The following is a 22,011-nucleotide window of genomic DNA, read 5'->3' as shown; positions in this document are numbered from 1 at the left end:
AAACACGGTTGCTCAGCCGGTCGTCGTGCCTTTTCTCAAGCAGAGTCCTGCCTTGCCGAGTTCGAAAAATCTTCTGAGATTTTCCAGGATGTCGTACTTCTGAACGGCTCCATCGCGGGCAATATTCATTTCATCCTTGGTCACCCACAAGTGTCCTTCCTTGCTTTGATTAGGAATAACGGAAAGTACGATATTAAATTTTGCAGCCTCAGGAGGTGTCGCTGATTCCTTAGCCCGGATTTCTCATGACCGCATAAACAAAAACGGCTGAAAGCCTTATGATTCTTGTCGCCAAACAAAGCCCCATAAGTCTTCAGCCGCGCACAAAATGCTACCAGAAAAACTCCACTTTTCACCCCTCTCTCGCCGCCTCGTCGAGGCCTCTTTCACCGGTGGTCACATCACCTCGGATGCGGGCTTGTTGCTGCTGCGCGAGGTCGACCGGCAACATGGCTTGACCCGCCGCCTGGCCAAAATCGTTCCCGATCGGCGTGATCCTGGGCGTGTCCAGCATGGACTGCAGACACTGCTCGCCCAGCGTATCTATGCACTGGCCGCCGGCTACGAGGATCTCAACGATCATGACGGCCTGCGCCATGACTACGCGCTGCAGACTGCGGTCAACCGCCTGCAACCGCTGGCCGGCAAATCCACTCTGGGGCGCCTGGAACAGCAAGCCGATCGCGAAACGGTGGTGCAAGCCCATCGCCTGCTGTGGGAGCACTTCATCGCCCAGCATGACCAGGCGCCGGCTGAGATCGTGCTCGACTTCGATGCGACCGATGTGCCGGTGCATGGTGATCAGGAAGGGCGCTTCTTCCATGGCTATTACGACCATTACTGCTTCCTGCCGCTCTATGTGTTCTGTGGTCGCCATCTGCTGGTGAGCTATTTGCGCCCGAGCAACATCGATGGCGCCCGACACAGTTGGGCCATCCTGGCACTGCTGGTCAAGTTCATTCGCCGCTTCTGGCCAGAGACCCGCATCGTGTTCCGCGGTGACGGCGGTTTTTGCCGACATCGCATGCTCGACTGGTGTGACCGCAAGCAGGTGGATTATGTGGTGGGTCTGGCCCGCAACACCCGCCTGCAGCGGATGGCGGCGCCGGCCATGCAAGCTGTCGCCGAGGCCTACCAAGAAACCGGGCAGAAGATGTCCGGCGTGTATCGCTTCCTCTATCAGGCCGGTAGTTGGCGTAGGCGCCGCCTGGTCGTGTCGCGCCTGGAACATGGCGAGCAGGGTGCCAATCCACGCTTCATCGTCGTGTCCCGCTTTGCCGAGGATGCTGCCCAGCAGTACTACGAAGACTACTGCGGCCGTGGCGACATGGAGAATCGGATCAAGGACCAACAGTTGGATCTGTTCGCCGACCGCACCTCCAGCCCACGCTGGTGGACCAACCAGTGGCGGCTGATGCTGTCGGCCTTTGCCTATGTGCTGTTCGAACGGCTACGCGATCATCTCCAGGGCACCGCATTGGCGCGCATGAGCATCCATAACCTGCGCTTGAAACTGCTCAAGATCGGTGCGGTGATCATTCGCAACAGCCGGCGCATCCGCGTGCTGATCAGCGAGGCCTATCCGCATCAGGAACTCTTTGCGGGGCTGGTTGCCCGCCTCAAGCCGACCTGAACAGGCGGGCGCCCCCGGCCCGGCTCAATGGGGGAAAGGGGGCAGTGCGCCCCATACGCGGGAATTGAATAAAAAACGATCAATTTTTAGCGGTGGAAGGCAGGTTGTTGATACACCGAGGCTTCACCGGCCACGCCTGCCGGCCTCATGAGAAATCCGGGTTAGGCGCATAAAAATTAAAAGTCAGCTGGTTATCATCATCGGGTGAGGCGCTTTGCGCACTGACAACAGGCAATCCAGTTTTCGAAGCCGTTGGAAAGTTGGCCGAGAACGATACGCTTCCACCCCGAACTTCTTTGGTTATCTCCAAATAATATTGTTCACGATCTTTCGTGTTTTCTGGGGTCGTGCATTCTTCACCCTCAGTTACAAAATACTGCCCCTCAAACTCATACGAAGGGGCTTTCTCACAGGCTGCCAGGACCAGCGACACTGCACCGATTAACGCCAACTTCCACTTCTTCACGCTGAATACTCCGCCATTACCGGGCGCCATTATGGGCAACATCGCTCACTCAACAAAAAAACCACAGCACCGCCCAACTGAATAGAACAGCTGCTCCTGAAACTTGCAGAGCAAACCCTGACAACTATCAATAATGACTCATGGACACTAACCACGAACTCAATACAGGTTAAACCTGCCTGCCGGCGTTTCTCGGAGAAGTATCTTTCGAGGGCGCTCATTCAGCGCTAGACGGGCGTTGCTGGAGGGTCCGTATTCGACAACCACTCCAAACTCGATTCTGGTGCGGAGACAGGAACGAAACCTACCCACCAAAACCCTTTAATTTTAGTAGATACCTCTGTTTAAGACGACGAAAGGGTACTCGTTTAGGTACTCAGCTGCTTTTCCCCTGCGCGCAATTGATACAGACAGGTCTTGCTTAACCGCCAGCGATAATCGTAAGGTGTAACCTTACACTTTACAAATGTCGGAGCCAGGCCATGGAAAAGAAAGATACCTCCCCGCACCCGGGTCACTGGGTCCGAGATAATATCCTCAAACCTCGAAAGCTGACGGTGACCGAAGCAGCCAAACTCATCGGCATCAGCCGTCCCGGAGTGTCAAACTTCCTCAACGCGAAGGTGTCAGCGACACCTGATATGGCCGCCCGGTTGGAGCGAGTTTTTGGTGTACCAGCCACAGATATCCTTAACCTACAGAATTCTTTTGACTCACACGCCGCGAAGACAGGTGCTGCAACTGCGAGCGCGCGCGCCTATGTAGCACCTTTTCTCAGTATTACGGGCAATGACATAAGCGATTGGTTTTCAAAAACAATCGCGGCCCGCACACAGCTTTCGGTTCTGCTTCGCACGCTTGTCAATTCGACTGGCGATAACTTGGAGAAGGTTGACTTCCCCGGTAATGATGATGCGGAACGCCCAGGATGGGATGGCTTCATCAAAGCCTCTTCAGGTACGCCTTGGATTCCTGAAGGAGTGTCAGGGTGGGAGTTCGGGGTCAATGTTGACATCAAAGGAAAAGCTGACGGCGATTTTTCGAAGAGCGTAAAGGCGATTGAGAAAGCGGATCGAGAAAATACAACATTTGTGTTTGTCACACCGCGGCGATGGCCTGGAAAGACAGCATGGGTTACTGCCATGCAGGCAAAGGGGCTTTGGAAGGACGTCCGAGCCTACGACGTCAGCGACTTAGAGCAATGGATGGAAACATCGATTGCGGCACAAACATGGTTTGCCAATCAAACTGAACGCCCCTCGAAAGGCGTTCGCACTCTCGAGAAGTGTTGGACCGATTGGGCCAATGTCGCAACCCCCCCCCTTCACCCGTCACTCTTCAGCACCCCGATTGATGTCTGGCGCAGCCGTATAAAATCATTTCTTTCGAAGTGCGACTCAGAGCCACTCATTATAACGGCCGACTCGGTTGAAGAGGCAATTGCATTCTTGAGCCAGATGTTCAGCGAGCCGGAGTTCCACACTCACAAAGACCAAGTACTTGTTTTTGACGAATGTGGAGTGCTACCACATCTTGCACAGAGCACGACTAATTTCATTGCCGTTGCCCATACTCGAAACGTCGAGCGGGAATTCGGGCCTTATAGTGGGTCCCTGCGTACTATCGTGGTGTACCCGCGCAACGCTGCGAATGCTAACCCGAATATCATCCTAGAGCCATTAGGTTATGAGGCCTTCAACAAAGCTCTTGAGGCGATGAACAAAGGACGCGACGACATCAATAGATTCACCAACGCTTCTGGCCGCTCGTTGACTGTGCTGCGACGGGTACTTTCTACAATCCCAGCGATAAAGACTCCTACTTGGGCAGTCAATCATCAGACCGCCTCTGACCTCGTCCCGCTCGTGCTCTTAGGAACTTGGGATACGCGCAATGATGCAGACCATACAGCTCTATCACTGCTAGCGAATGACCTCTCCTTTGACGCACTGGAAAGACGCGTGCAGGAACTACTTCTGCTTAACGATTCACCCATGTGGTCCTTAGGAAACTATCGCGGCGTCATTTCAAAAATTGACTCACTATTTGCGATTTCCGGGTCGGTAACCCTTGGTGACCTCAATCACTTTTTCGAAATCGCGAAAATCGTTTTAGGTGAAGACGACCCTGCCCTTGACCTCCCAGAGAAAGATCGCTGGGCGGCGGCAATTCATGGAAAGAAACGAGAGTTCTCCTCAGCTCTGCGCAACGGCATTTCTGAAACCTTAGTTTTGCTCGCTGTGAATGGAAAGCACCTATTTGGGCAACGCCTCGGTTTTGATGGGGAAGTAGCGGCCGCCAGACTGGTGTCGGAACTTCTTGAGCCGCTTGAAACCCGTAAATTAGAAGCGAATGATCGCGATCTCCCACTCTATGCAGAAGCGGCCCCCAAGGAATTCTTGAGCATTATAGAGCGCGACCTCAGATCAGATATGCCCTGCACAATGGACTTGCTACACCCTGTCGCACCAGACCCCTTTGCATCACCTAAACGCACAGGTCTTCTTTGGGCGCTTGAGGGGCTGGCTTGGAATCCTGCAACCTTTCCTAGAGCAGTCAAAATTTTAGGGCGGCTCGCCGAGATCAAAATTCATGATAATTGGGGGAATAAGCCAATCAGTTCGCTGGGGTCGATATTTAGAGCATGGATGCCGCAGACAGCAGCTGATCACGCCTTGCGGTTGAAGGCCATGCATATGCTGATGGAGAAACACCCTTCAGTAGGCTGGGAAATCTGCCTCCAGCAGTTCGGTGATTTCGGTAGTCGGGTTGGAGACTACACCCACAAACCCAAATGGAGGCCAGATGGATATGGCTTCGGTGAGCCATTCAGCACCTGGGAGCCTATCAATAATTTTGTCCGCGAAATGGTCAATATAGCGCTGAGCAGGCCGTCCTACACAGTAGACATGATCTGTGACCTCATCGCGAGGCTTCACGCGCTATCGGTCGAGGACCAAGAGAAGGTCTGGAAACTAATTGGCGAATGGCGAATAGCTGGAGCTACAGATGCCGATATCGCCCGCGTACGTGAAAAAATCCGCGTGACGGTGCTGTCAAGACGCAGACGGAAGACCGCTCGTGACGAAGTTGCTCAGGCAATGCTTACAAAAATCGCGAAGGATGTTTACGCCTCGATGGAGCCAACTGACGTCGTCAATAAGCACGAATGGCTGTTCAGGCAGGGCTGGGTAGATGAGTCAGCAGATGAACTCTCTAGCGAGGAGCTTGATTTTGAGGCTCGCGAACGTCGCATCGAAAAACTTCGCCTTGAAGCCTTGAGCGAGATTGTCTCCACTAATGGTTTAAATGGAGTTTTTGATCTTGCTGCTAAGGGCAATTCTCACCGGCAAATCGGCTGGTATCTAACGCGCGGAATCTTGCAGGCTGAGCAGATTGGGGAACTAGTACTACAGTGCATAGGCAAGGGGAATGAAAACCCTAGCTATTACTCCATCGCAAGTGGCGTTTTGAGGGGACTTGATCAAGAACAGCACACCACTCTTTTCATGAATTTACTCAATGAGATTTCTGAAAATGACGCCCTGCAGATGTTACTTCTTTCACGTTATTGCAGAGAAACTTGGTCTCTCTTAGATCAACTCTCATCTAATGCTCAGGGTCGTTACTGGCGCGATGTAGTTCCGGAGTTTGTGCTTGATGCGCCAGACCAGAACAACGAAGGCATCATGAATCTTCTTAGTGCGGGAAGACCTCGCGCAGCTTTCTCCTCAGTTCACTTCAAGCTTGATGAAGTACGTCCAGAGCTACTGGTTAAGATGCTTTCCGGGATCTCAAAAGAAAGCAACGATAAAGGCGGTGAATACCAGCTTCAAAGCTATGAGGTCCAACAAGCCTTTAAACTCTTAGATCGAAACCCCGATGTGCCAATTGAGGAAAAAGCCGGTCTTGAGTTTATGTTTATTGATGTATTGGCTTCCTCGCTTCGAGGTGGTGATGGACATCAAATTCCTAATCTAGAACGCTATGTCGAGGACCATCCTGAAATATTCGTCCAGGCTATAACTTGGACGTACAAGCGCAGTACTCCTGGGAGTGATCCTTCAGAGTCAAGCACCGAAGAAGGAAGGCAGCGCTTGGCTAAACAAGGATATCGCTTGCTTACAGCCTTGGAGCGGATACCTGGCGAGGATGAAGCCATAGAGGAACTCGCCCGTGAAAAGCTATCTGAATGGATAGCGACAGTCCGCCAAAGATGCTTCGAACTCGACCGAAGTGAAATAGCCGATATTTGCCTTGGTAAGCTTCTATCGCATGCCCCTGTGGGGAAGGATGGGGTGTGGCCAAATGAAGTTGTTCGCGATGTCATGGAGGAGCTGGGTTCCGAAGAGATTTCGCAAGGAGCTCATACCGGGCTCTACAACTCCCGAGGCGCACATTGGCGTGGCGAGGGAGGAGGCCAGGAGAGAGAGCTAGCTGCGAAGTATCACAGATGGGCCGAGGCTCTAAACTTTTCCCATCCGTTCGTATCTTCATCACTTTTAACATCAATGGTGGAGACCTACGAACATGAGGCGGAGCGGCAGGATACGGAGGCAGGCATTCGGCGACGCCTCAGACATTAAGCGCGCCTAACTCGCCCATATCCATTGCCCGCTATTCGCGGCGGCCGACTACCAGCCAGCTGAGCCTTTGAAGGTTTAGAAAGTCGGCGCCGCTTTAGCAGGTTTCTGACGCGTCATCAAAGATAAAGCTTTACTGCCCAAGGTAGCGAGAGTCACCGATCATAAAGCTGATGCCGTAGATTTTTTTAGACAAGCTCCCACCCTTCCTATTTGAATAGCTTGCCGTAAGTTTTTAAGAAGATCAGCTTCGCTGACCTTTCCATTCCTCACGCTTGTGAGCTCTGCCTTTTTGAGCCAAAGATGACCATCCTTACTCTTGTTCGGAATGACGGTGATGACAATATCGACTGCCGGGCTACCTGAAAACGTTCCCGACACCTCTGGCTTGGTGAAGTTGAAGGTAAGCTCATCATCGTCTGTTGCCGAGACGCTTTGAGCGGCGACAATCGGGGCTCCTGCCCGCGCCGCGATTGGAAATTTAGCCGAGTAAAGTGCAGTGCCGTTGTGTACCTGCTTGGTTATCTCCAAAAAGTATTGCTCTCGGTCCGTGGCGCTGGATGGCGTTGTGCAGTCCTCACCTTCTGCGGCGAAATACTTTCCCTCGAATGCATAGTCGCCCTGCCAACATCCAGCTACAGACACAGATACCATAGCCAGTAACGCTAACTTCCATTTCTTCACCCAGCACGCTCCTTGATGACAATGTGCCATTGTTCCATTTACCTCTCGCCAAAGCTACGGCATACGCCCACAGCATTGAGCTGCTGCACAAACAGTTGGCAGCGTAATTCGTCCAGACATAAAAGCGCCGGCATCCAGTACAGGCGGATGACGGAGCCCTCCGTGGCCACGATGACCCGACGCGCCGCCGTCTGCCTCCACGACCAGGTGGGGAACATCACAGAGAGCACCAAAAGCTCCTGCAGATCGGCTCGCATCATGGTTTGCCCTCGCCATTCGCTTCTCGGCGCTCAATCCACTCGACCACTCCCCACAGCCCCGCGCCTAGTACCGCCAGAACGACGATCAACCATAGGGGAACCAAACGGTAAGCCCCTAGCCAAAAACCGGAGCCAGCACACACAACTGTGACCCAAAACTGCTTCATACCGACCTCCAGCCTCATTTGAAGCTGAAGTTACCTCCATCTCAGGGTGTGTCATTGCGCTCTAGAAAAAATGCTGAGTTCCCCCAATGGGATTTGAGGATGCCGTAACGATTTCTTGAGAGGCCGCGAGGTGCGCCAGGGAGATAACAAGATGTCACAGGGTATGAAGATGAATCCTAACGGCATGTCACTGGTGCGGCAGTGGCGCCATTAGTTGGCATGAATACATGTCGATGGTAGCGCTAAGTTTCGAGGGGATCATTGACGGGCAGCCTAGATGTGACTCACTGGCGTGCCGATGGTGAAGCGGTGCAGCCTAATACCGGGGCGGGACGAAACTTGAGATTTCTGTCGGAGACATGCAGCAGCACGAGAGCTCCTGCGAAATGGGGGGCTTGTGCAGACGCGCCCCACTGAACGTGGCGTCATCATCTGCACCAGGGCGGTCAACGCCGCCCCTCCTGCCCAAACTCTACTTGTTAGGTTTCGGGGGGTTTAGCGACCGCCCCGCACCTTGACTACTTGGCCGAGGTGGTGGAATTGAGCTAGGCCCCACCGGATTGGGAGGCCGTGGGACCGATGGAGACACTCCAGCACCGTTCTGAGGACTCGAACCACCCCCACCTCGTGATGAAGCCGCAGCACCTATCCCGACCAGTCTAGCCCCCAACATGGCGACGCCAACCGCTTTCATAGCGAAGCGACCCGCATCGCTAGCTGTAGCCACGGCGCCTGAAAGGCTGCCCGCTAGGCCTCCCAGCGAAACACCTAGCATACTCGAAGTGATCCAAGTGGAAAGGCCAAGCGATACGGCAGCTACGGCTGACATCAATCCACGAAGACCATCGTAATCAGCCCCTACTCCAGTCCATCCACTTGCAGCTCCCGCCTGCGCTACGGCTACAGCAGCCATAGTTTGTGAGATCGCGACGGTGATCATCTGGGCTGTCATAACCGCGATGACCGGAAGAAGGAGCAGAGATAGCCAATTAACGAGTATCGTAGCGCCCCGCAGCGGCGCGAGCAGCAGGAAAAGCGGGGCAAGGATCAAGACAATCCAGAACAACCAAGCCGATATGATGACATATCCCGGCAACAGCGTTTGCAGATCCAGCCAGCTACTGAAGTTTTTGAACATCTGCGCAGCGGCCAAGATTCCACCGGCGACCTCGGTGCCCCCAGCCGACATGCCCGTCGTTCTCTCTAGAGAACGAGCCATGAATCGTTGCCACGCCACGGCGGTACTGACCGCTCCGACCTCTGCGCTGACTCGCTGCCCACCCGCAATGACCTGACCTGAGTCGCGCAGCGCTTGGTAGGCCTGCTCTGCTCCCATCTGCGCGATCTGGTACGCCTCTACACAGCTGGATGGCCGAAACATGATTCCCTGATCATCCCCGACGATTGTCGATTTCTGATTAGGCATTTTGCTGATTGGCAAATAGGACGGCGTCGCATCATCTTGACCTGCAAGCCTTGCAGCCCAATGTGCCTGAGTTGGCAACGCATAGCTGCTCCCCATGAAGGGGCCTGCCGATTCTAAAGCTCGTGTACCCGCTTCTCGGCGTGATTGGATAGCTCTCTGATCGAGCACATGCTCCAAGCCTGTACGAGCAGCTCCTCCTCCCAGCAAGTAGGCTCCCCAACCGCCATTTTCTTCAGCGGAGCCAAAAACGTATGTCCATGCACCTCCAAGGCCGGTACGCGCCTGCGCAATGAGGCCAACTTCTTTATCCGGAATACCAAGCCCGCCGCCGCCCAATAGGCCAATGGCATGCAACGCCTCCACTTTGGCTGCATGCTCAGGCCCTGCCAGCTCAGCTGGTGCTGGGGCACAACTGGCGTTGTAATCCCTGATCAGCCGGGCGAGATCGCTACCCGCAAACACATCCGCTGAGCGCCCAACCATATTGTCGATTGCCGCCTGCGCAGGGACGATTGTGCCGGCCACAGTCTGGTCGCTCAAAACCTGGTCAAATGCCTGCCGGTACATCACGTGTATCGCCATGACAATTTTAAGCGGAACCGCTTGGACCTCGACCATCCGCACTGACGCACCACTAGGAAGCGTCACGGTAGCCGGTCTCATCCCGTACGCCAAAAGCAGGAAAATTAGGATACCGGCAAAAAACGTACGGCCTGCACCTTCACCTAAACGCAGGATAACCAGCAGTAGCCAGCCAAACCCCACGACCACTATCAGTTCAGTAGTCGTCTCATTGAGCGCAACGAACAGTGGTTCGGTAGCGGTCATGATCGTCAACGCGACGTTTTCCCATAGACCGAATACCCAGTTGAACCCGGCAAAATCCTCAGCCGACGCGACACCCATTACACTGCCCGCCGCCGAATTATCCAGCTACGAATGGCCAAACCAATCCTGGCAGCCCACAAACCAAACCAGAGCAGACACAGTGAAAAACCGAACAGGATGAAATACTGGGTTGCAGGTGCAGCTAACAAATTGCCCATGCTTTGAACGGCATCGTACTGCTCCACCACATGCTGACCATATGGCCGCATAACTGCTGCAGCGAGCAGGTGCAGCAGGCCAAGGATTGGCCCAAGGACAATGCCCGTCCGGCCTACCCACTTAGTGGCAAAAGGCATCCGCAGGTGCGTTGAATCCAGAAAATCCCTCAGTTTCATGCTCACATTTGCGGATTTCGGTGAACGTGACCGAGCGTTTCGCTAATACGTGACCGGTGCTTCCACCCCGGTTGCGCGGGTTCTGGATTGTAATCGCATCGGTCACGATGCGGCTTGTTCCTCGGCTTTTTTTCGGCGCAGCGACTCGCCTTTCATCGTCAGTCGGTAGGCGTTGTGCACCAGGCGGTCGAGGATGGCATCGGCCAGGGTCGGGTCGTTGATCCAGCCGTGCCAGTGCTCGATGGGCAGTTGGCTCGTCAGGATGGTGGAGCGGCTGCCAGCGCGGTCGTCGATCACCTCCAGCAGGTCATGCCGGGCTCCTTCCTCCAGCGGGGCTAGCGCCCAGTCGTCCAGCACCAGGACGTCGACCTTTGCCAGCTGTTGCAGGGTACGGCCGAAGCTGCCGTCGCCATGAGCGATGCGCAGTTGTTCCAGCAGGCGCGGGGTGCGCAGGTACAGGGTGCTATAGCCCTGGCGGCAGGCCTGGTTGCCCAGGGCGCAGGCCAGCCAGGTTTTGCCGGCACCGGTCGGGCCGGTCAGCAGCAGGTTGTGCTGCTGGCGGATCCAGTCGCCACTGGCCAGGGTGGCGATCAGACGCTCGTCCAGGGCGCGTCCGGTGCGGCGGTCGAGATCTTCCAGGCAGGCGTTGGCGTACTTGAGCTTGGCCTTCTTGCGCAGCCGTACCAGGCGCTGGTTGTCACGCCAGGCCAGTTCGCGGTCGAGCAGTAGGCCGAGGCGTTCATCGAAGCTCAGGCTGTGGCTGGCCGGCAGCGTCCATTGCTCTTCCAGGGCGCGGGCCATGCCGTCCAGGCGTAGCTGGTGCAGTTGATTCAGGGTGTGTTGCGGCATCATCGAACAGCTCCTGTTGCGGGGGTTGGTAGTAGTCGGCGCCACGGACGTTCTCGTGGTCGCCGGGTAAGGTCGTTTCGGCGGCACGCTGGGGCAGCGGCTGTTGATCCAGGCCTTGCTGGAGCAGGTTGCGCACGCTGCGCCCGGTGAAGGCGCGCAGGTGTACGGCACGTTCGGCAGCGGCTTCCAGGCGTGCATTGCCATAGCGCCGGGCCAGCGAGAGCAGGCCGAGGCAGGCGCGGTAGCCCATCTCCGGGTGCGGCTTGTGGGTCAGTTGGTGATCGATCAGTTGGCGCGTGTAGGGGCCGATCCGCGCGCCCCAGTCGAGCAGGCGTTGTGGCGTCCATTCGCGATGCGCCTGGTGCGCCGCGGGCATGTGCTCGCGCTGGGTACTGTAAGCGCCGCGTCGCCCCAGCAGCAGGTGGCTGGCCACCCGCCGGTTGCCATGCAGCACTTCCAGGGTGTGTGCCGTCAGTCGCACGTCCACGTTCTGCCGGGCCAGGGCGGAGGGCACGCTGTAGAAGCTGCCATTGACCTCGATGTGGTAGTCGATGCTGACCTTGCAGCGCTTGAAGGTGGCGACCTCGTAGGGATGCACCGGCAGCGCTCGCAAGGCCGGGCGATCCAGGCGCTCGAACCAGTCGCGCCGGCAGCCATCGAGCCGCTTGAACGGGCGCCGATTCAGATCCTCCAGCAGCTCGGCGATGGCCTGGTTAAGCGCATGCAGGCTGAAGAACTGCCGATGGCGCAGCCGCGCCATGATCCAGCGCTCGACCACCTGCACCGCCACCTCGGCCTTGGCCTTGTCCTGAGGCTTGCGTGGCCGTGCCGGCAGGATCACCGTCTGGTAATGACGCGCGCACTCCAGCGTGGCCCGGTTCAGGCCCGGCTCGTAGCGATCCGGCTGGGCGACCAGGGCGCGCGGATTGTCCGGCACAACCATTTCCGGCACGCCGCCAAAGTAGGTCAGAGCCTGGCCCAGCGAGGTCAGCCAGTCCACCTGGGTTTCGCCTGGCGTCGCGCAGGCATAGGTGTAATTCGAGGCGCCCAGGGCGGCGACGAAGATGTGCGCCCGGCGCACTTCGCCGGTGGCCGGGTCGACCACCGGCAGCGTCGGCCCGGCATAGTCGATGAATAGCTTCTCGCCCGCACGGTGCAGCTGACGCATCGAACGTTTGAGCGTCTGGGCGTAGCGCCGGTAGTGCTCGACGAACTGGGTGTAGCGGTAGGTCGGCTGGCCCGCATGCGCGGCGAGATATTCCTCCCACAGCAGCTGCAAGGTCACGCCCTTGCGTCGCAACTCGCGGTGGATGCTCAGCACATCGGGCAGCACTCGCTCACCGCGCGGCTTGTTCGTCGACGTCGGTGCAAACAAGGCGGCCGCCAGCGCGGCCTCGTCCATGGCCACCAGCGCCGGCCAGTCCAGCCCGGCCACCCGCGCCGCCGCGATGTACTTGCTAACCACGCCCTTGGACAGCTGCAAGGCACGGGCAATCTTCTCGTGGGACAAGCCGGCCTCAAACTTGAGGCGCAGACATTCTTTGATGTTTCGCATGGCTACTCGCGGCGCCGCCATCTTCCTCTCCCGAAATCGGTCGAGGATGGCGGCGCATCAGGTCATGCGCAACGAAGGGGAAGGCTTTCGCTAAGTCGTGACCGGCGATTTCGGTAAGCCGTGACCACCTGTTTCGGAACAGGCGGAAAATCGGTCACGTTGCTACCGAAATGAGCGGTCACGCGTTAGCGAAATGACCGGTCACGATCAACCGAAACGGCCGGTCACGGTGCTCCGAAATCCGCACACATTTCTCCGCAAGTTAAGCTGAACGACTTCCAGCCTATCGCCACCCTTCTTGCGTCTCCACTCAACTCGATACAGTTACTACCGTCTCACTTTTCAGCACCTATGCGCCCGCTATGTAACGCGCCTAGATGGCGCTCTACATAGCGGGCACACTCGACCATTCCGATTTGACGCAACAAATACAACGCAGCGACATTGCGTTGTCTGCCCATCCCCATTTTCGTAAGCTGATCAGGAACCAAACCGCACTGCCCGGCAGTCTCGTTACCCGTGTGATTCATGGGTTGGGACAGTGGCAGGGGGCTCGGCCTGCGTCATCGCGGGCAGTAGCCCATCGGCCACACCTGCGTCATCGCGCGTGTGCCCTCCCTAACGCCGACTATGTGTCGGGACCATCAACGACCAATCACTTAAGGAGAGAAGACAACCCAGCATGGTCAGCCAGACCCAATGGCAACCGAACCTGAGCGGACATTCAGGAACTCACTCGGAGACTCCGAGTAGGCGTGAACAGTCCCCGCCTGCATCTGATGCAAAGGGGGGCGAACAGGCACACAACGAACCATCTACGGATGGTGTGTCGCTGAATCGGTAACGGTCAGGAGTTCTTACATCTGATAGAGAGAATCCCATGAGCGAATTCGATGCGCATAGCATTACTGCACGCCTCAAGGCCGAATCTAGGATTCGGAGAAAACCCCGAACCTATGCCCAACGTCGCTCATTGCTGGATAACTACAAGTGCGAGCTGTTGCAGCTTGATTCAGCAGGTTGCAATGGCAGCGAACTGCAACGCTGGATAGCAGAGAAAGGCATCAAGATCCAACGCTCAACAGTGCACCGATGGCTACATCGGAATCGCCTGAGTGGCTAAGTTTGCCAAGCCTGCGAAACAAGCCGCGTCCGTGATGAAAAGCCTCCAAGGCACCCACATCCGCTCAGTCGGCACCGTTCGCAACTATGAGCAATGTTTGGTGCGCATTACCACTTACCTTCAAGAGCATCGACTAGGCAGCCTCCGTGAAGTGACACCTGCCCGTGCTCTTGAATACCTCCAGCAACGTGCAACGTTCGTTGGCCAGAAAACCTTGGACATGGAGCGCCAAGCCCTCCAAGCCATGATGCAGCATGTCACTCATCAGCTACCGCCAGGACAAACCCTGGAGGTAATCAGGAGCACCGCGACAAGTCGCATGGGAACGACAAACCATCCCACTTTGGGTCGCAGGCTTGCTGATCAGGCAAGAGCATACAACCGCGAGCAAATGACATTGATTGCAGCTCGCCAAGCTCCGCATAACGCACTGGCGACAGAGATTGCGCACGCCGCCGGCCTTCGTGCTCATGAGTTACTCGGCCTTCGCAGAACGCACCAACGCGTGCCGGATCAACGTCCGGCGCACGGAATGAAGTTTTCAGGAATTCGCGAGATGACTATCAGCTACACCGTCCACGGCAAGGGTGGGCTAATCCGCGAAGTACGTATTCCGATTCCCCTAGCCCAACGGCTGGAAAGAACACGGTTGGCAGAGCCACGAATCGTTAAAGATCGAGGAATCAACTACCAACAGTTTTACGGGATTGGCGGCGGTCAGCCGTGGAGCAAAAGTGTTAGTGCAGCTTCCAAAGGAGCGCTCGGCTGGTCGAACGGCGCACATGGACTGCGGCATACCTACGCCCAGGAGCGCATGGCGACATTGCAACGCCACTTAACGCGAAAACAGGCTCTGGCGGTGGTTTCACAGGAAATGGGCCACTTCCGGCCAGAAATTACAGAGGTCTATCTGCGTTGAGAATAAACATCGACCCTACCTGGATCAGCAGCAGCTTGCTCTTCGTGATCGGCACATCAGTGATCGTGATTGGTGTCTTGGCAGTGTTGCTCTTGGAAAGCAAAAAATCTAGAGCACGAATCAAAGCCATCCTTGATGCCAGTGTCGAGCGGCAGAAAGCTCTGCTCCAGAAACACAGCGACGAACTCAAAGACATCGAGCACCGGCACCTCGACCATGTTTCTGAAATTACAAAGCGGCACAATCAAGAAATCGAAAGCCTGAGGGACATTCTTGCCATTTCTGACCAAGACCGCGACGTGGCATTGAAAGCTGCCTACAGAGACCAAGAACACGTCCGATTGATACAGGACCGGCTCGACCGAGTCTCTGCGCTGATGGATTCCTGGGCGTCTGGTAGCGATGAAACAGCTTCTGCCGTTAGGCATGCCCTCAAAGCCGAGCACTCTCGCGCTTTTTATGCCCTCTCATAGGCCCTGGTCATGGGCCCATCGCGTCATTTCCTCCAACACCCGATCCAGGTGCGGAGCAAGCTTCAGCACCTCCAGATCTACACTTTGGACGGAGTTAGCTTCGTACGGATATCGAGTTCCAACGAATAACTTCGAGGATGCCCTGATCCATTTTTCCAGGGGGAAGTCCGGTGCCAGACGCTCTGAAATTTCGCGTAGTTGATTGGCTAGTTTGGGCGAAATGGCGTGGTACAGATCGATCAAGCCGTGACCATTCCCAGGTATCCTCACACCCAACCGCAAATGCCCCTCAGGGTCATGTTCAGTCCTCGGATAGCAGGGATCAGCCTCCACCAAGCACGATTTCAGGAGCAGCTCACAAGCAAGCGCCGAATTCATCACAGCTGGCCAGAACAGATTCAGATCGTGGTCATCAATAGCCCTTTGCTCCAGGATCTGAGCAGCTCTGATAAACGTTCGCGCTTCCTCAATAACCCAAGTACTAGGCAATGGTTCGTGATCCATCCTTGAGAACCTCACGGGCTTAGCCGAAATGGAAGTGATTAGAATTGATTAATAACAGATTAGTGCACACCGTAAAAATCGCTGCACCACTGATTCTTATTGGGCTTGAGGGCTATTTCACAGTCAAACTCAAGGAGTGCTAGAACGGTACATCATGGGTGCTGGAACGGTATTGTCGGGGTCTTAGAACGGTAGCCTAGGGTGCTGGAACGGTAAGTTCAGGGGCGCTGGAACGGCAAAATAGGGGGGCTGGAACGGTATTAACATTAGCGCTTTTTGGCCAAATGACGCAGCTGAGAAGCGCTTGGGCTAGTTTTAACTTTCACTAGATTCCCTTCCAAAAGATAACTAAACGGCTGTCCTTCTGCGGTGCTCGCACGCACTACAGCTTCAAGAGACCGCCGCAAATCTTTTTTGAAGTCAGATAAAGAGCTCGCACGACTCCCGCATAGCTGATGTAAAGTCTCAACCTTGTAATCATAGGACCTAGCATGCGTCGAATAAAAACCGTGCACCCATTGAGCAAGTGGCTTTCCATGTAGCGCTTGGCGAATAGACCAGTTCACATTGGTGTACTGATCCCCATTAAACAGCACATGAAGTTTAGGATTCAACCGAATGACGTATATACGTTCGCTCCGTTCATCCTGGGCACGATATACCTCATTTATAAAACTCCCCTCATATGAAAACCTTCCCACTTTAATCTGCAAGGCGGTAGCCTTAAGCCTACTAATATGCTTATCTAAAATTTTTCTATTTTTCCCCGTATCTGTTTTACCCAGAACTTTCAGAAGTCTATACGCTGTCACCCTGCACTCCGAACCCAACTCTTGCATTCTCGCTAGGTGCAACACCGTTTCCCAAACATCCAGATCACCTTGATCAAGTAGCACACCTGTATAATAAATACTGATACTGCGGATTTCGGAGCACCGTGACCGGCCGTTTCGGTTGATCGTGACCGGTCATTTCGCTAACGCGTGACCGCTCATTTCGGTAGCAACGTGACCGATTTTCCGCCTGTTCCGAAACAGGTGGTCACGGCTTACCGAAATCGCCGGTCACGACTTAGCGAAAGCCTTCCCCTTCGTTGCGCATGACCTGATGCGCCGCCATCCTCGACCGATTTCGGGAGAGGAAGATGGCGGCGCCGCGAGTAGCCATGCGAAACATCAAAGAATGTCTGCGCCTCAAGTTTGAGGCCGGCTTGTCCCACGAGAAGATTGCCCGTGCCTTGCAGCTGTCCAAGGGCGTGGTTAGCAAGTACATCGCGGCGGCGCGGGTGGCCGGGCTGGACTGGCCGGCGCTGGTGGCCATGGACGAGGCCGCGCTGGCGGCCGCCTTGTTTGCACCGACGTCGACGAACAAGCCGCGCGGTGAGCGAGTGCTGCCCGATGTGCTGAGCATCCACCGCGAGTTGCGACGCAAGGGCGTGACCTTGCAGCTGCTGTGGGAGGAATATCTCGCCGCGCATGCGGGCCAGCCGACCTACCGCTACACCCAGTTCGTCGAGCACTACCGGCGCTACGCCCAGACGCTCAAACGTTCGATGCGTCAGCTGCACCGTGCGGGCGAGAAGCTATTCATCGACTATGCCGGGCCGACGCTGCCGGTGGTCGACCCGGCCACCGGCGAAGTGCGCCGGGCGCACATCTTCGTCGCCGCCCTGGGCGCCTCGAATTACACCTATGCCTGCGCGACGCCAGGCGAAACCCAGGTGGACTGGCTGACCTCGCTGGGCCAGGCTCTGACCTACTTTGGCGGCGTGCCGGAAATGGTTGTGCCGGACAATCCGCGCGCCCTGGTCGCCCAGCCGGATCGCTACGAGCCGGGCCTGAACCGGGCCACGCTGGAGTGCGCGCGTCATTACCAGACGGTGATCCTGCCGGCACGGCCACGCAAGCCTCAGGACAAGGCCAAGGCCGAGGTGGCGGTGCAGGTGGTCGAGCGCTGGATCATGGCGCGGCTGCGCCATCGGCAGTTCTTCAGCCTGCATGCGCTTAACCAGGCCATCGCCGAGCTGCTGGAGGATCTGAATCGGCGCCCGTTCAAGCGGCTCGATGGCTGCCGGCGCGACTGGTTCGAGCGCCTGGATCGCCCGGCCTTGCGAGCGCTGCCGGTGCATCCCTACGAGGTCGCCACCTTCAAGCGCTGCAAGGTCAGCATCGACTACCACATCGAGGTCAATGGCAGCTTCTACAGCGTGCCCTCCGCCCTGGCCCGGCAGAACGTGGACGTGCGACTGACGGCACACACCCTGGAAGTGCTGCATGGCAACCGGCGGGTGGCCAGCCACCTGCTGCTGGGGCGACGCGGCGCTTACAGTACCCAGCGCGAGCACATGCCCGCGGCGCACCAGGCGCATCGCGAATGGACGCCACAACGCCTGCTCGACTGGGGCGCGCGGATCGGCCCCTACACGCGCCAACTGATCGATCACCAACTGACCCACAAGCCGCACCCGGAGATGGGCTACCGCGCCTGCCTCGGCCTGCTCTCGCTGGCCCGGCGCTATGGCAATGCACGCCTGGAAGCCGCTGCCGAACGTGCCGTACACCTGCGCGCCTTCACCGGGCGCAGCGTGCGCAACCTGCTCCAGCAAGGCCTGGATCAACAGCCGCTGCCCCAGCGTGCCGCCGAAACGACCTTACCCGGCGACCACGAGAACGTCCGTGGCGCCGACTACTACCAACCCCCGCAACAGGAGCTGTTCGATGATGCCGCAACACACCCTGAATCAACTGCACCAGCTACGCCTGGACGGCATGGCCCGCGCCCTGGAAGAGCAATGGACGCTGCCGGCCAGCCACAGCCTGAGCTTCGATGAACGCCTCGGCCTACTGCTCGACCGCGAACTGGCCTGGCGTGACAACCAGCGCCTGGTACGGCTGCGCAAGAAGGCCAAGCTCAAGTACGCCAACGCCTGCCTGGAAGATCTCGACCGCCGCACCGGACGCGCCCTGGACGAGCGTCTGATCGCCACCCTGGCCAGTGGCGACTGGATCCGCCAGCAGCACAACCTGCTGCTGACCGGCCCGACCGGTGCCGGCAAAACCTGGCTGGCCTGCGCCCTGGGCAACCAGGCCTGCCGCCAGGGCTATAGCACCCTGTACCTGCGCACCCCGCGCCTGCTGGAACAACTGCGCATCGCTCATGGCGACGGCAGCTTCGGCCGTACCCTGCAACAGCTGGCAAAGGTCGACGTCCTGGTGCTGGACGACTGGGCGCTAGCCCCGCTGGAGGAAGGAGCCCGGCATGACCTGCTGGAGGTGATCGACGACCGCGCTGGCAGCCGCTCCACCATCCTGACGAGCCAACTGCCCATCGAGCACTGGCACGGCTGGATCAACGACCCGACCCTGGCCGATGCCATCCTCGACCGCCTGGTGCACAACGCCTACCGACTGACGATGAAAGGCGAGTCGCTGCGCCGAAAAAAAGCCGAGGAACAAGCCGCATCGTGACCGATGCGATTACAATCCAGAACCCGCGCAACCGGGGTGGAAGCACCGGTCACGTATTAGCGAAACGCTCGGTCACGTTCACCGAAATCCGCAGATACCACCCAAGGAGTTAATTTCGACTTGTTCAACATATGGCCGCCCCCCCTTTCCGATTGCGCCAAAGAGTGCTGAGCGAAGAGCGATGTTGGGAACACGACGTACCGATTCGGGCCAGTTCGGCAGTGTAACAACCTCGTCCTCGTCTTCGGCCTTACCCTCTTTAGGCTTCGCGATAGACCGTTTCCAGTTTTCCTTTAGCTGGGCCAACCGGCTAGGAACTGACATATTTTCGGTCATTGTTGAGGAGTGGATGCGCTGATCTTCGCGGCCACCCAGGCACGCACCTGCTCGGTGGGCCAAGCTACAGAGTTCGCGCCAAGGGAAATACCAGCAGGAAACTCTCCAGCCCGGATCAGGCGATAGATCTGAGATTTGCTAAGCCCTACCAAAGCACAGACACCAGGCAAGCGGAGCAATAGAGGTGAGATAGGTTGACTAGCCATCGGGACGGGTCTCCTTGGGACCGGGTTAGATGGCTAGGTATTCAATGGCACATCGAACGAAGAAGCATGGGAATCCCCGAGTTTTCAGGGAGAATCCCAAAATCATTACTAAGAAAGCTTATTCCCCGCTACTGGTTTTGGATTCGCCGTGCATATATCTTCTAAGGGTCTGGCGATCCTTGACCAATTCAAATCCAGCATCTTCTGCAAATTCTATTAGTTCTCTATACAGATCCGAGTTCTTTCGTGGTGGATTGTTAAGCCTGGAAGCACGAAGCTTAATCCTATCCGAGCGCCTCTTTTCATCATAATTAATTGGCTGCTCGCTGTGGGCTCTGTCAACCTCTTTAATCAGCCTAACTAGGCCAACCATTATCTTCCTAATACTTTCCAGTTCCAAGGTTTTTAGGGTGCTATCAGTTGCCTCAGCTAAAGATTTTCTAGCTACACTTGCCTTGGATATAGATTCTGGCGGATCAATTCCTGCCTCCAAAGCCCACTCTGAGAACTTGCGCCGGGACATCCACACCAGGCTCACAGGAATATCTTTAAACCTCTGATCAGACTCAGAATAGCAGCTGATGCAAACAGGGGTCGCCTCGGATTCCGAAGCAAAAAAACCCTCAAAATACTGATTCACCAACTGAAAGTGAAAGTTATACTTCCTGGATGTTCTCCCTGGGGACTCAGACCTACCCACCCAGAGAACCTCATTAATAGAAAGCCTATTTCCACGCCTTTCACCATACTCTAAATATAGATCATCAATCAGTTCATGCAGGGCATATGCAGCTTCTTTGGGCGTGACCTTATAGTAATGAGAGTATTCCGGAACCAATTCGGATAGGCGAACGGCATCATCACTCATGCGACTTACCCTCCATTGCTCTCGGACGCGATAAGGCTTCTAAATGCTCCGCATACCACTGAAGCATCTTCCGGCGCCCCTCAAGATACTGGGCATGGTTATAAGTGCCGCGAATACTATTCTTATCAACGTGCGCAAGCTGGGTCTCGACCCACTCACTACGATACCCCTGCTCATGTAGAGTGGTGGACATCGTGTGACGGAATCCATGGCCCGTAGCCCGGCCATCATATCCAGAACGCTTAAGCAGCTGGTTGATAGCGGCCTCACTCATCGGCTTGGCCGGATCGTTGCGGCCAGGAAAAGCGAGCGTGTAGCCACCTGTAATACCTTCCAGCTCATTCAATGCAGCCACCGCCTGCCTTGAAAGAGGGACCAAATGTGCGCGACGCATTTTCATACGTGAAGCTGGGATCTGCCAGAGAGCGTCCTTGAGGTCAAACTCCGACCAAAGCGCTCCCCTCAGTTCAGCTGTGCGCACCCCCGTCAGGATCAGCAGGCGAGTAGCGATTTTCACCACGTCGTGCCCTGGACACGCCTGAAAACTGCGTATCAGTTCCGGAAGCTCTGCAATAGGCAGGAAGGGATAGTGCCGAGAGGTAGGCGTCTGAAGTGCTCCACCAATATCAGAGATAGGGTTGTACTCAGCACGGCCAGTGGCGATCGCGAAACGATAGACCTCCTGGCAGCGTTGTCTGACCTTGCGCAGCTTCTCCAGAGCACCCCGCGACTCTATGCGACGAAAAACCTGTAGCCACTGCATAGGCTTTATGTCGGTTAGGGGGAGACTTCCCAGCAGGGGGAAGATGTCCAGCTCGAACGCTTCCATCACATCATTGGCATAACCTACCGACCAGCGCTGCGATTTGTGTTGATGCCACTCCAGCGCAAGGCTTTTGAACGTGTTGGCACGAGAGATTGCCGCCTGCGCTCGCGCAACCTTCCGTTCAAGCCCAGGATGCCGCCCCTGCGCCACAAGCTGGCGAGACTCGGAAGCAAGCTGCCGCGCCTGTGCGAGGGTTACCTTGTCGACTGTGCCAAGGGAAATGTGAGATTGCTTGCCATCCAGACGGAAGCGAAAGCGCCAGGACTTGCCGCCTGCCGCGCGAATCCAGAGGAAAAGACCACCACCATCCGCAAGGCCATAGTCCCTCTCGCGTGGTGCAGCATTCTTAACCTGCAAAGCCGTCAAAGGCATGCTGAGTACCCATAGATTATTGAACTAATACAAGGTACTCGGATAGGTACTCATAAGACAAGCGCTTGGAT

20 protein-coding genes are annotated in these 22,011 nt (G+C 56.4%); 7 read left to right on the top strand and 13 right to left on the bottom strand.

The genetic code is table 11. The annotated features are described in order from the left end of the window. Window positions 1-12 precede the first annotated feature (12 nt). Entirely contained in the window at window positions 13-144 is a 132-nt protein-coding gene (locus tag BLV47_RS36790) for a hypothetical protein (protein ID WP_279626605.1), read from the bottom strand. Window positions 145-328: 184 nt separating this feature from the next. Here BLV47_RS36790 and BLV47_RS27770 point away from each other — a divergent pair, with 184 nt between their 5' ends. Next, window positions 329-1,633, top strand: a complete 1,305-nt coding sequence (locus tag BLV47_RS27770; RefSeq protein WP_010793081.1) for an IS1380-like element ISPa33 family transposase — start codon at window positions 329-331, stop codon at window positions 1,631-1,633. Between the two features lie 145 nt (window positions 1,634-1,778). Here the strand turns inward: BLV47_RS27770 and BLV47_RS27765 are convergent, their stop codons facing one another. After that, window positions 1,779-2,099 (bottom strand): hypothetical protein, encoded by a 321-nt coding sequence (locus BLV47_RS27765; protein ID WP_208605318.1) that lies wholly within the window; start codon window positions 2,097-2,099, stop codon window positions 1,779-1,781. A gap of 482 nt (window positions 2,100-2,581) precedes the next feature. Between BLV47_RS27765 and BLV47_RS27760 the strand changes: the two genes are divergently transcribed. Continuing rightward, a complete protein-coding gene (locus BLV47_RS27760; RefSeq protein WP_092319526.1) occupies window positions 2,582-6,685 on the top strand; it encodes a HigA family addiction module antitoxin in 4,104 nt (1,367 codons plus the stop codon). Window positions 6,686-6,844: 159 nt separating this feature from the next. Here BLV47_RS27760 and BLV47_RS27755 read toward each other — a convergent pair whose 3' ends face one another. From BLV47_RS27755 to istA (BLV47_RS27725), 6 genes are all read right to left on the bottom strand, one after another. Continuing rightward, complete coding sequence (locus tag BLV47_RS27755) at window positions 6,845-7,366, bottom strand: hypothetical protein (protein WP_244168959.1); 522 nt, start codon at window positions 7,364-7,366, stop codon at window positions 6,845-6,847. A gap of 38 nt (window positions 7,367-7,404) precedes the next feature. Continuing rightward, on the bottom strand, window positions 7,405-7,626 hold the full coding sequence (locus tag BLV47_RS27750) for a hypothetical protein (RefSeq protein WP_092319522.1): 222 nt from the start codon (window positions 7,624-7,626) through the stop codon (window positions 7,405-7,407). Window positions 7,627-8,265: 639 nt separating this feature from the next. Further along, window positions 8,266-10,125 carry a hypothetical protein gene (locus tag BLV47_RS27740; RefSeq protein WP_092319518.1) on the bottom strand — a complete coding sequence of 620 codons (1,860 nt, stop codon included), beginning with the start codon at window positions 10,123-10,125 and terminating at the stop codon, window positions 8,266-8,268. Beyond that, a complete protein-coding gene (locus BLV47_RS27735) occupies window positions 10,125-10,448 on the bottom strand; it encodes a hypothetical protein (RefSeq protein ID WP_143038319.1) in 324 nt (107 codons plus the stop codon). Before BLV47_RS27735 ends, BLV47_RS27740 begins: the two co-directional genes overlap by 1 nt. Window positions 10,449-10,544: 96 nt before the next feature. Further along, window positions 10,545-11,294 (bottom strand): IS21-like element IS1474 family helper ATPase IstB, encoded by a 750-nt coding sequence (istB, locus tag BLV47_RS27730; protein WP_062838242.1) that lies wholly within the window; start codon window positions 11,292-11,294, stop codon window positions 10,545-10,547. Next, on the bottom strand, window positions 11,182-12,867 hold the full coding sequence (gene istA, locus BLV47_RS27725) for an IS21 family transposase (RefSeq protein WP_062838241.1): 1,686 nt from the start codon (window positions 12,865-12,867) through the stop codon (window positions 11,182-11,184). The genes istB (BLV47_RS27730) and istA (BLV47_RS27725) overlap by 113 nt, the downstream gene beginning before the upstream one ends. An 859-nt stretch (window positions 12,868-13,726) precedes the next feature. Between istA (BLV47_RS27725) and BLV47_RS27720 the strand changes: the two genes are divergently transcribed. From BLV47_RS27720 to BLV47_RS27710, 3 genes are read left to right on the top strand one after another with little or no spacing between them, the layout of a single operon-like run. Continuing rightward, entirely contained in the window at window positions 13,727-13,969 is a 243-nt protein-coding gene (locus tag BLV47_RS27720) for a hypothetical protein (RefSeq protein WP_092319514.1), read from the top strand. After that, on the top strand, window positions 13,962-14,888 hold the full coding sequence (locus tag BLV47_RS27715) for a site-specific integrase (RefSeq protein ID WP_167365717.1): 927 nt from the start codon (window positions 13,962-13,964) through the stop codon (window positions 14,886-14,888). The genes BLV47_RS27720 and BLV47_RS27715 overlap by 8 nt, the downstream gene beginning before the upstream one ends. Before the next feature lie 35 nt (window positions 14,889-14,923). After that, complete coding sequence (locus tag BLV47_RS27710) at window positions 14,924-15,361, top strand: hypothetical protein (RefSeq protein ID WP_143038318.1); 438 nt, start codon at window positions 14,924-14,926, stop codon at window positions 15,359-15,361. On the opposite strand, the gene BLV47_RS27705 is transcribed toward BLV47_RS27710, so the two are convergent. After that, window positions 15,356-15,865 carry a hypothetical protein gene (locus BLV47_RS27705; protein ID WP_092319510.1) on the bottom strand — a complete coding sequence of 170 codons (510 nt, stop codon included), beginning with the start codon at window positions 15,863-15,865 and terminating at the stop codon, window positions 15,356-15,358. The two genes, BLV47_RS27710 and BLV47_RS27705, sit on opposite strands and share 6 nt — an antisense overlap. 266 nt (window positions 15,866-16,131) lie before the next feature. Next, complete coding sequence (gene trfA / locus BLV47_RS27700) at window positions 16,132-16,776, bottom strand: plasmid replication initiator TrfA (RefSeq protein WP_092319508.1); 645 nt, start codon at window positions 16,774-16,776, stop codon at window positions 16,132-16,134. A gap of 233 nt (window positions 16,777-17,009) precedes the next feature. Between trfA and istA (BLV47_RS27695) the strand changes: the two genes are divergently transcribed. Beyond that, window positions 17,010-18,695 (top strand): IS21 family transposase, encoded by a 1,686-nt coding sequence (istA, locus tag BLV47_RS27695; protein WP_062838241.1) that lies wholly within the window; start codon window positions 17,010-17,012, stop codon window positions 18,693-18,695. Continuing rightward, a complete protein-coding gene (gene istB / locus BLV47_RS27690) occupies window positions 18,583-19,332 on the top strand; it encodes an IS21-like element IS1474 family helper ATPase IstB (protein ID WP_062838242.1) in 750 nt (249 codons plus the stop codon). Before istA (BLV47_RS27695) ends, istB (BLV47_RS27690) begins: the two co-directional genes overlap by 113 nt. A 332-nt stretch (window positions 19,333-19,664) precedes the next feature. Here the strand turns inward: istB (BLV47_RS27690) and BLV47_RS27685 are convergent, their stop codons facing one another. From BLV47_RS27685 to BLV47_RS27680, 3 genes are all read right to left on the bottom strand, one after another. Further along, window positions 19,665-19,874 (bottom strand): helix-turn-helix transcriptional regulator, encoded by a 210-nt coding sequence (locus tag BLV47_RS27685; protein WP_092319506.1) that lies wholly within the window; start codon window positions 19,872-19,874, stop codon window positions 19,665-19,667. A gap of 118 nt (window positions 19,875-19,992) precedes the next feature. After that, window positions 19,993-20,742, bottom strand: coding sequence for a hypothetical protein (locus BLV47_RS35775; RefSeq protein ID WP_143038317.1), 750 nt, complete (start codon window positions 20,740-20,742; stop codon window positions 19,993-19,995). Continuing rightward, a complete protein-coding gene (locus tag BLV47_RS27680; RefSeq protein WP_092319504.1) occupies window positions 20,735-21,940 on the bottom strand; it encodes a tyrosine-type recombinase/integrase in 1,206 nt (401 codons plus the stop codon). Before BLV47_RS27680 ends, BLV47_RS35775 begins: the two co-directional genes overlap by 8 nt. Between the last annotated feature and the right edge of the window lie 71 nt (window positions 21,941-22,011).

It is taken from the genome of Pseudomonas saponiphila, from assembly GCF_900105185.1.
Taxonomy (GTDB): domain Bacteria; phylum Pseudomonadota; class Gammaproteobacteria; order Pseudomonadales; family Pseudomonadaceae; genus Aquipseudomonas; species Aquipseudomonas saponiphila.
The sequence above is the reverse complement of the archived record's forward strand: the minus strand, read 5'-3'. Positions and strand labels throughout refer to the sequence as shown.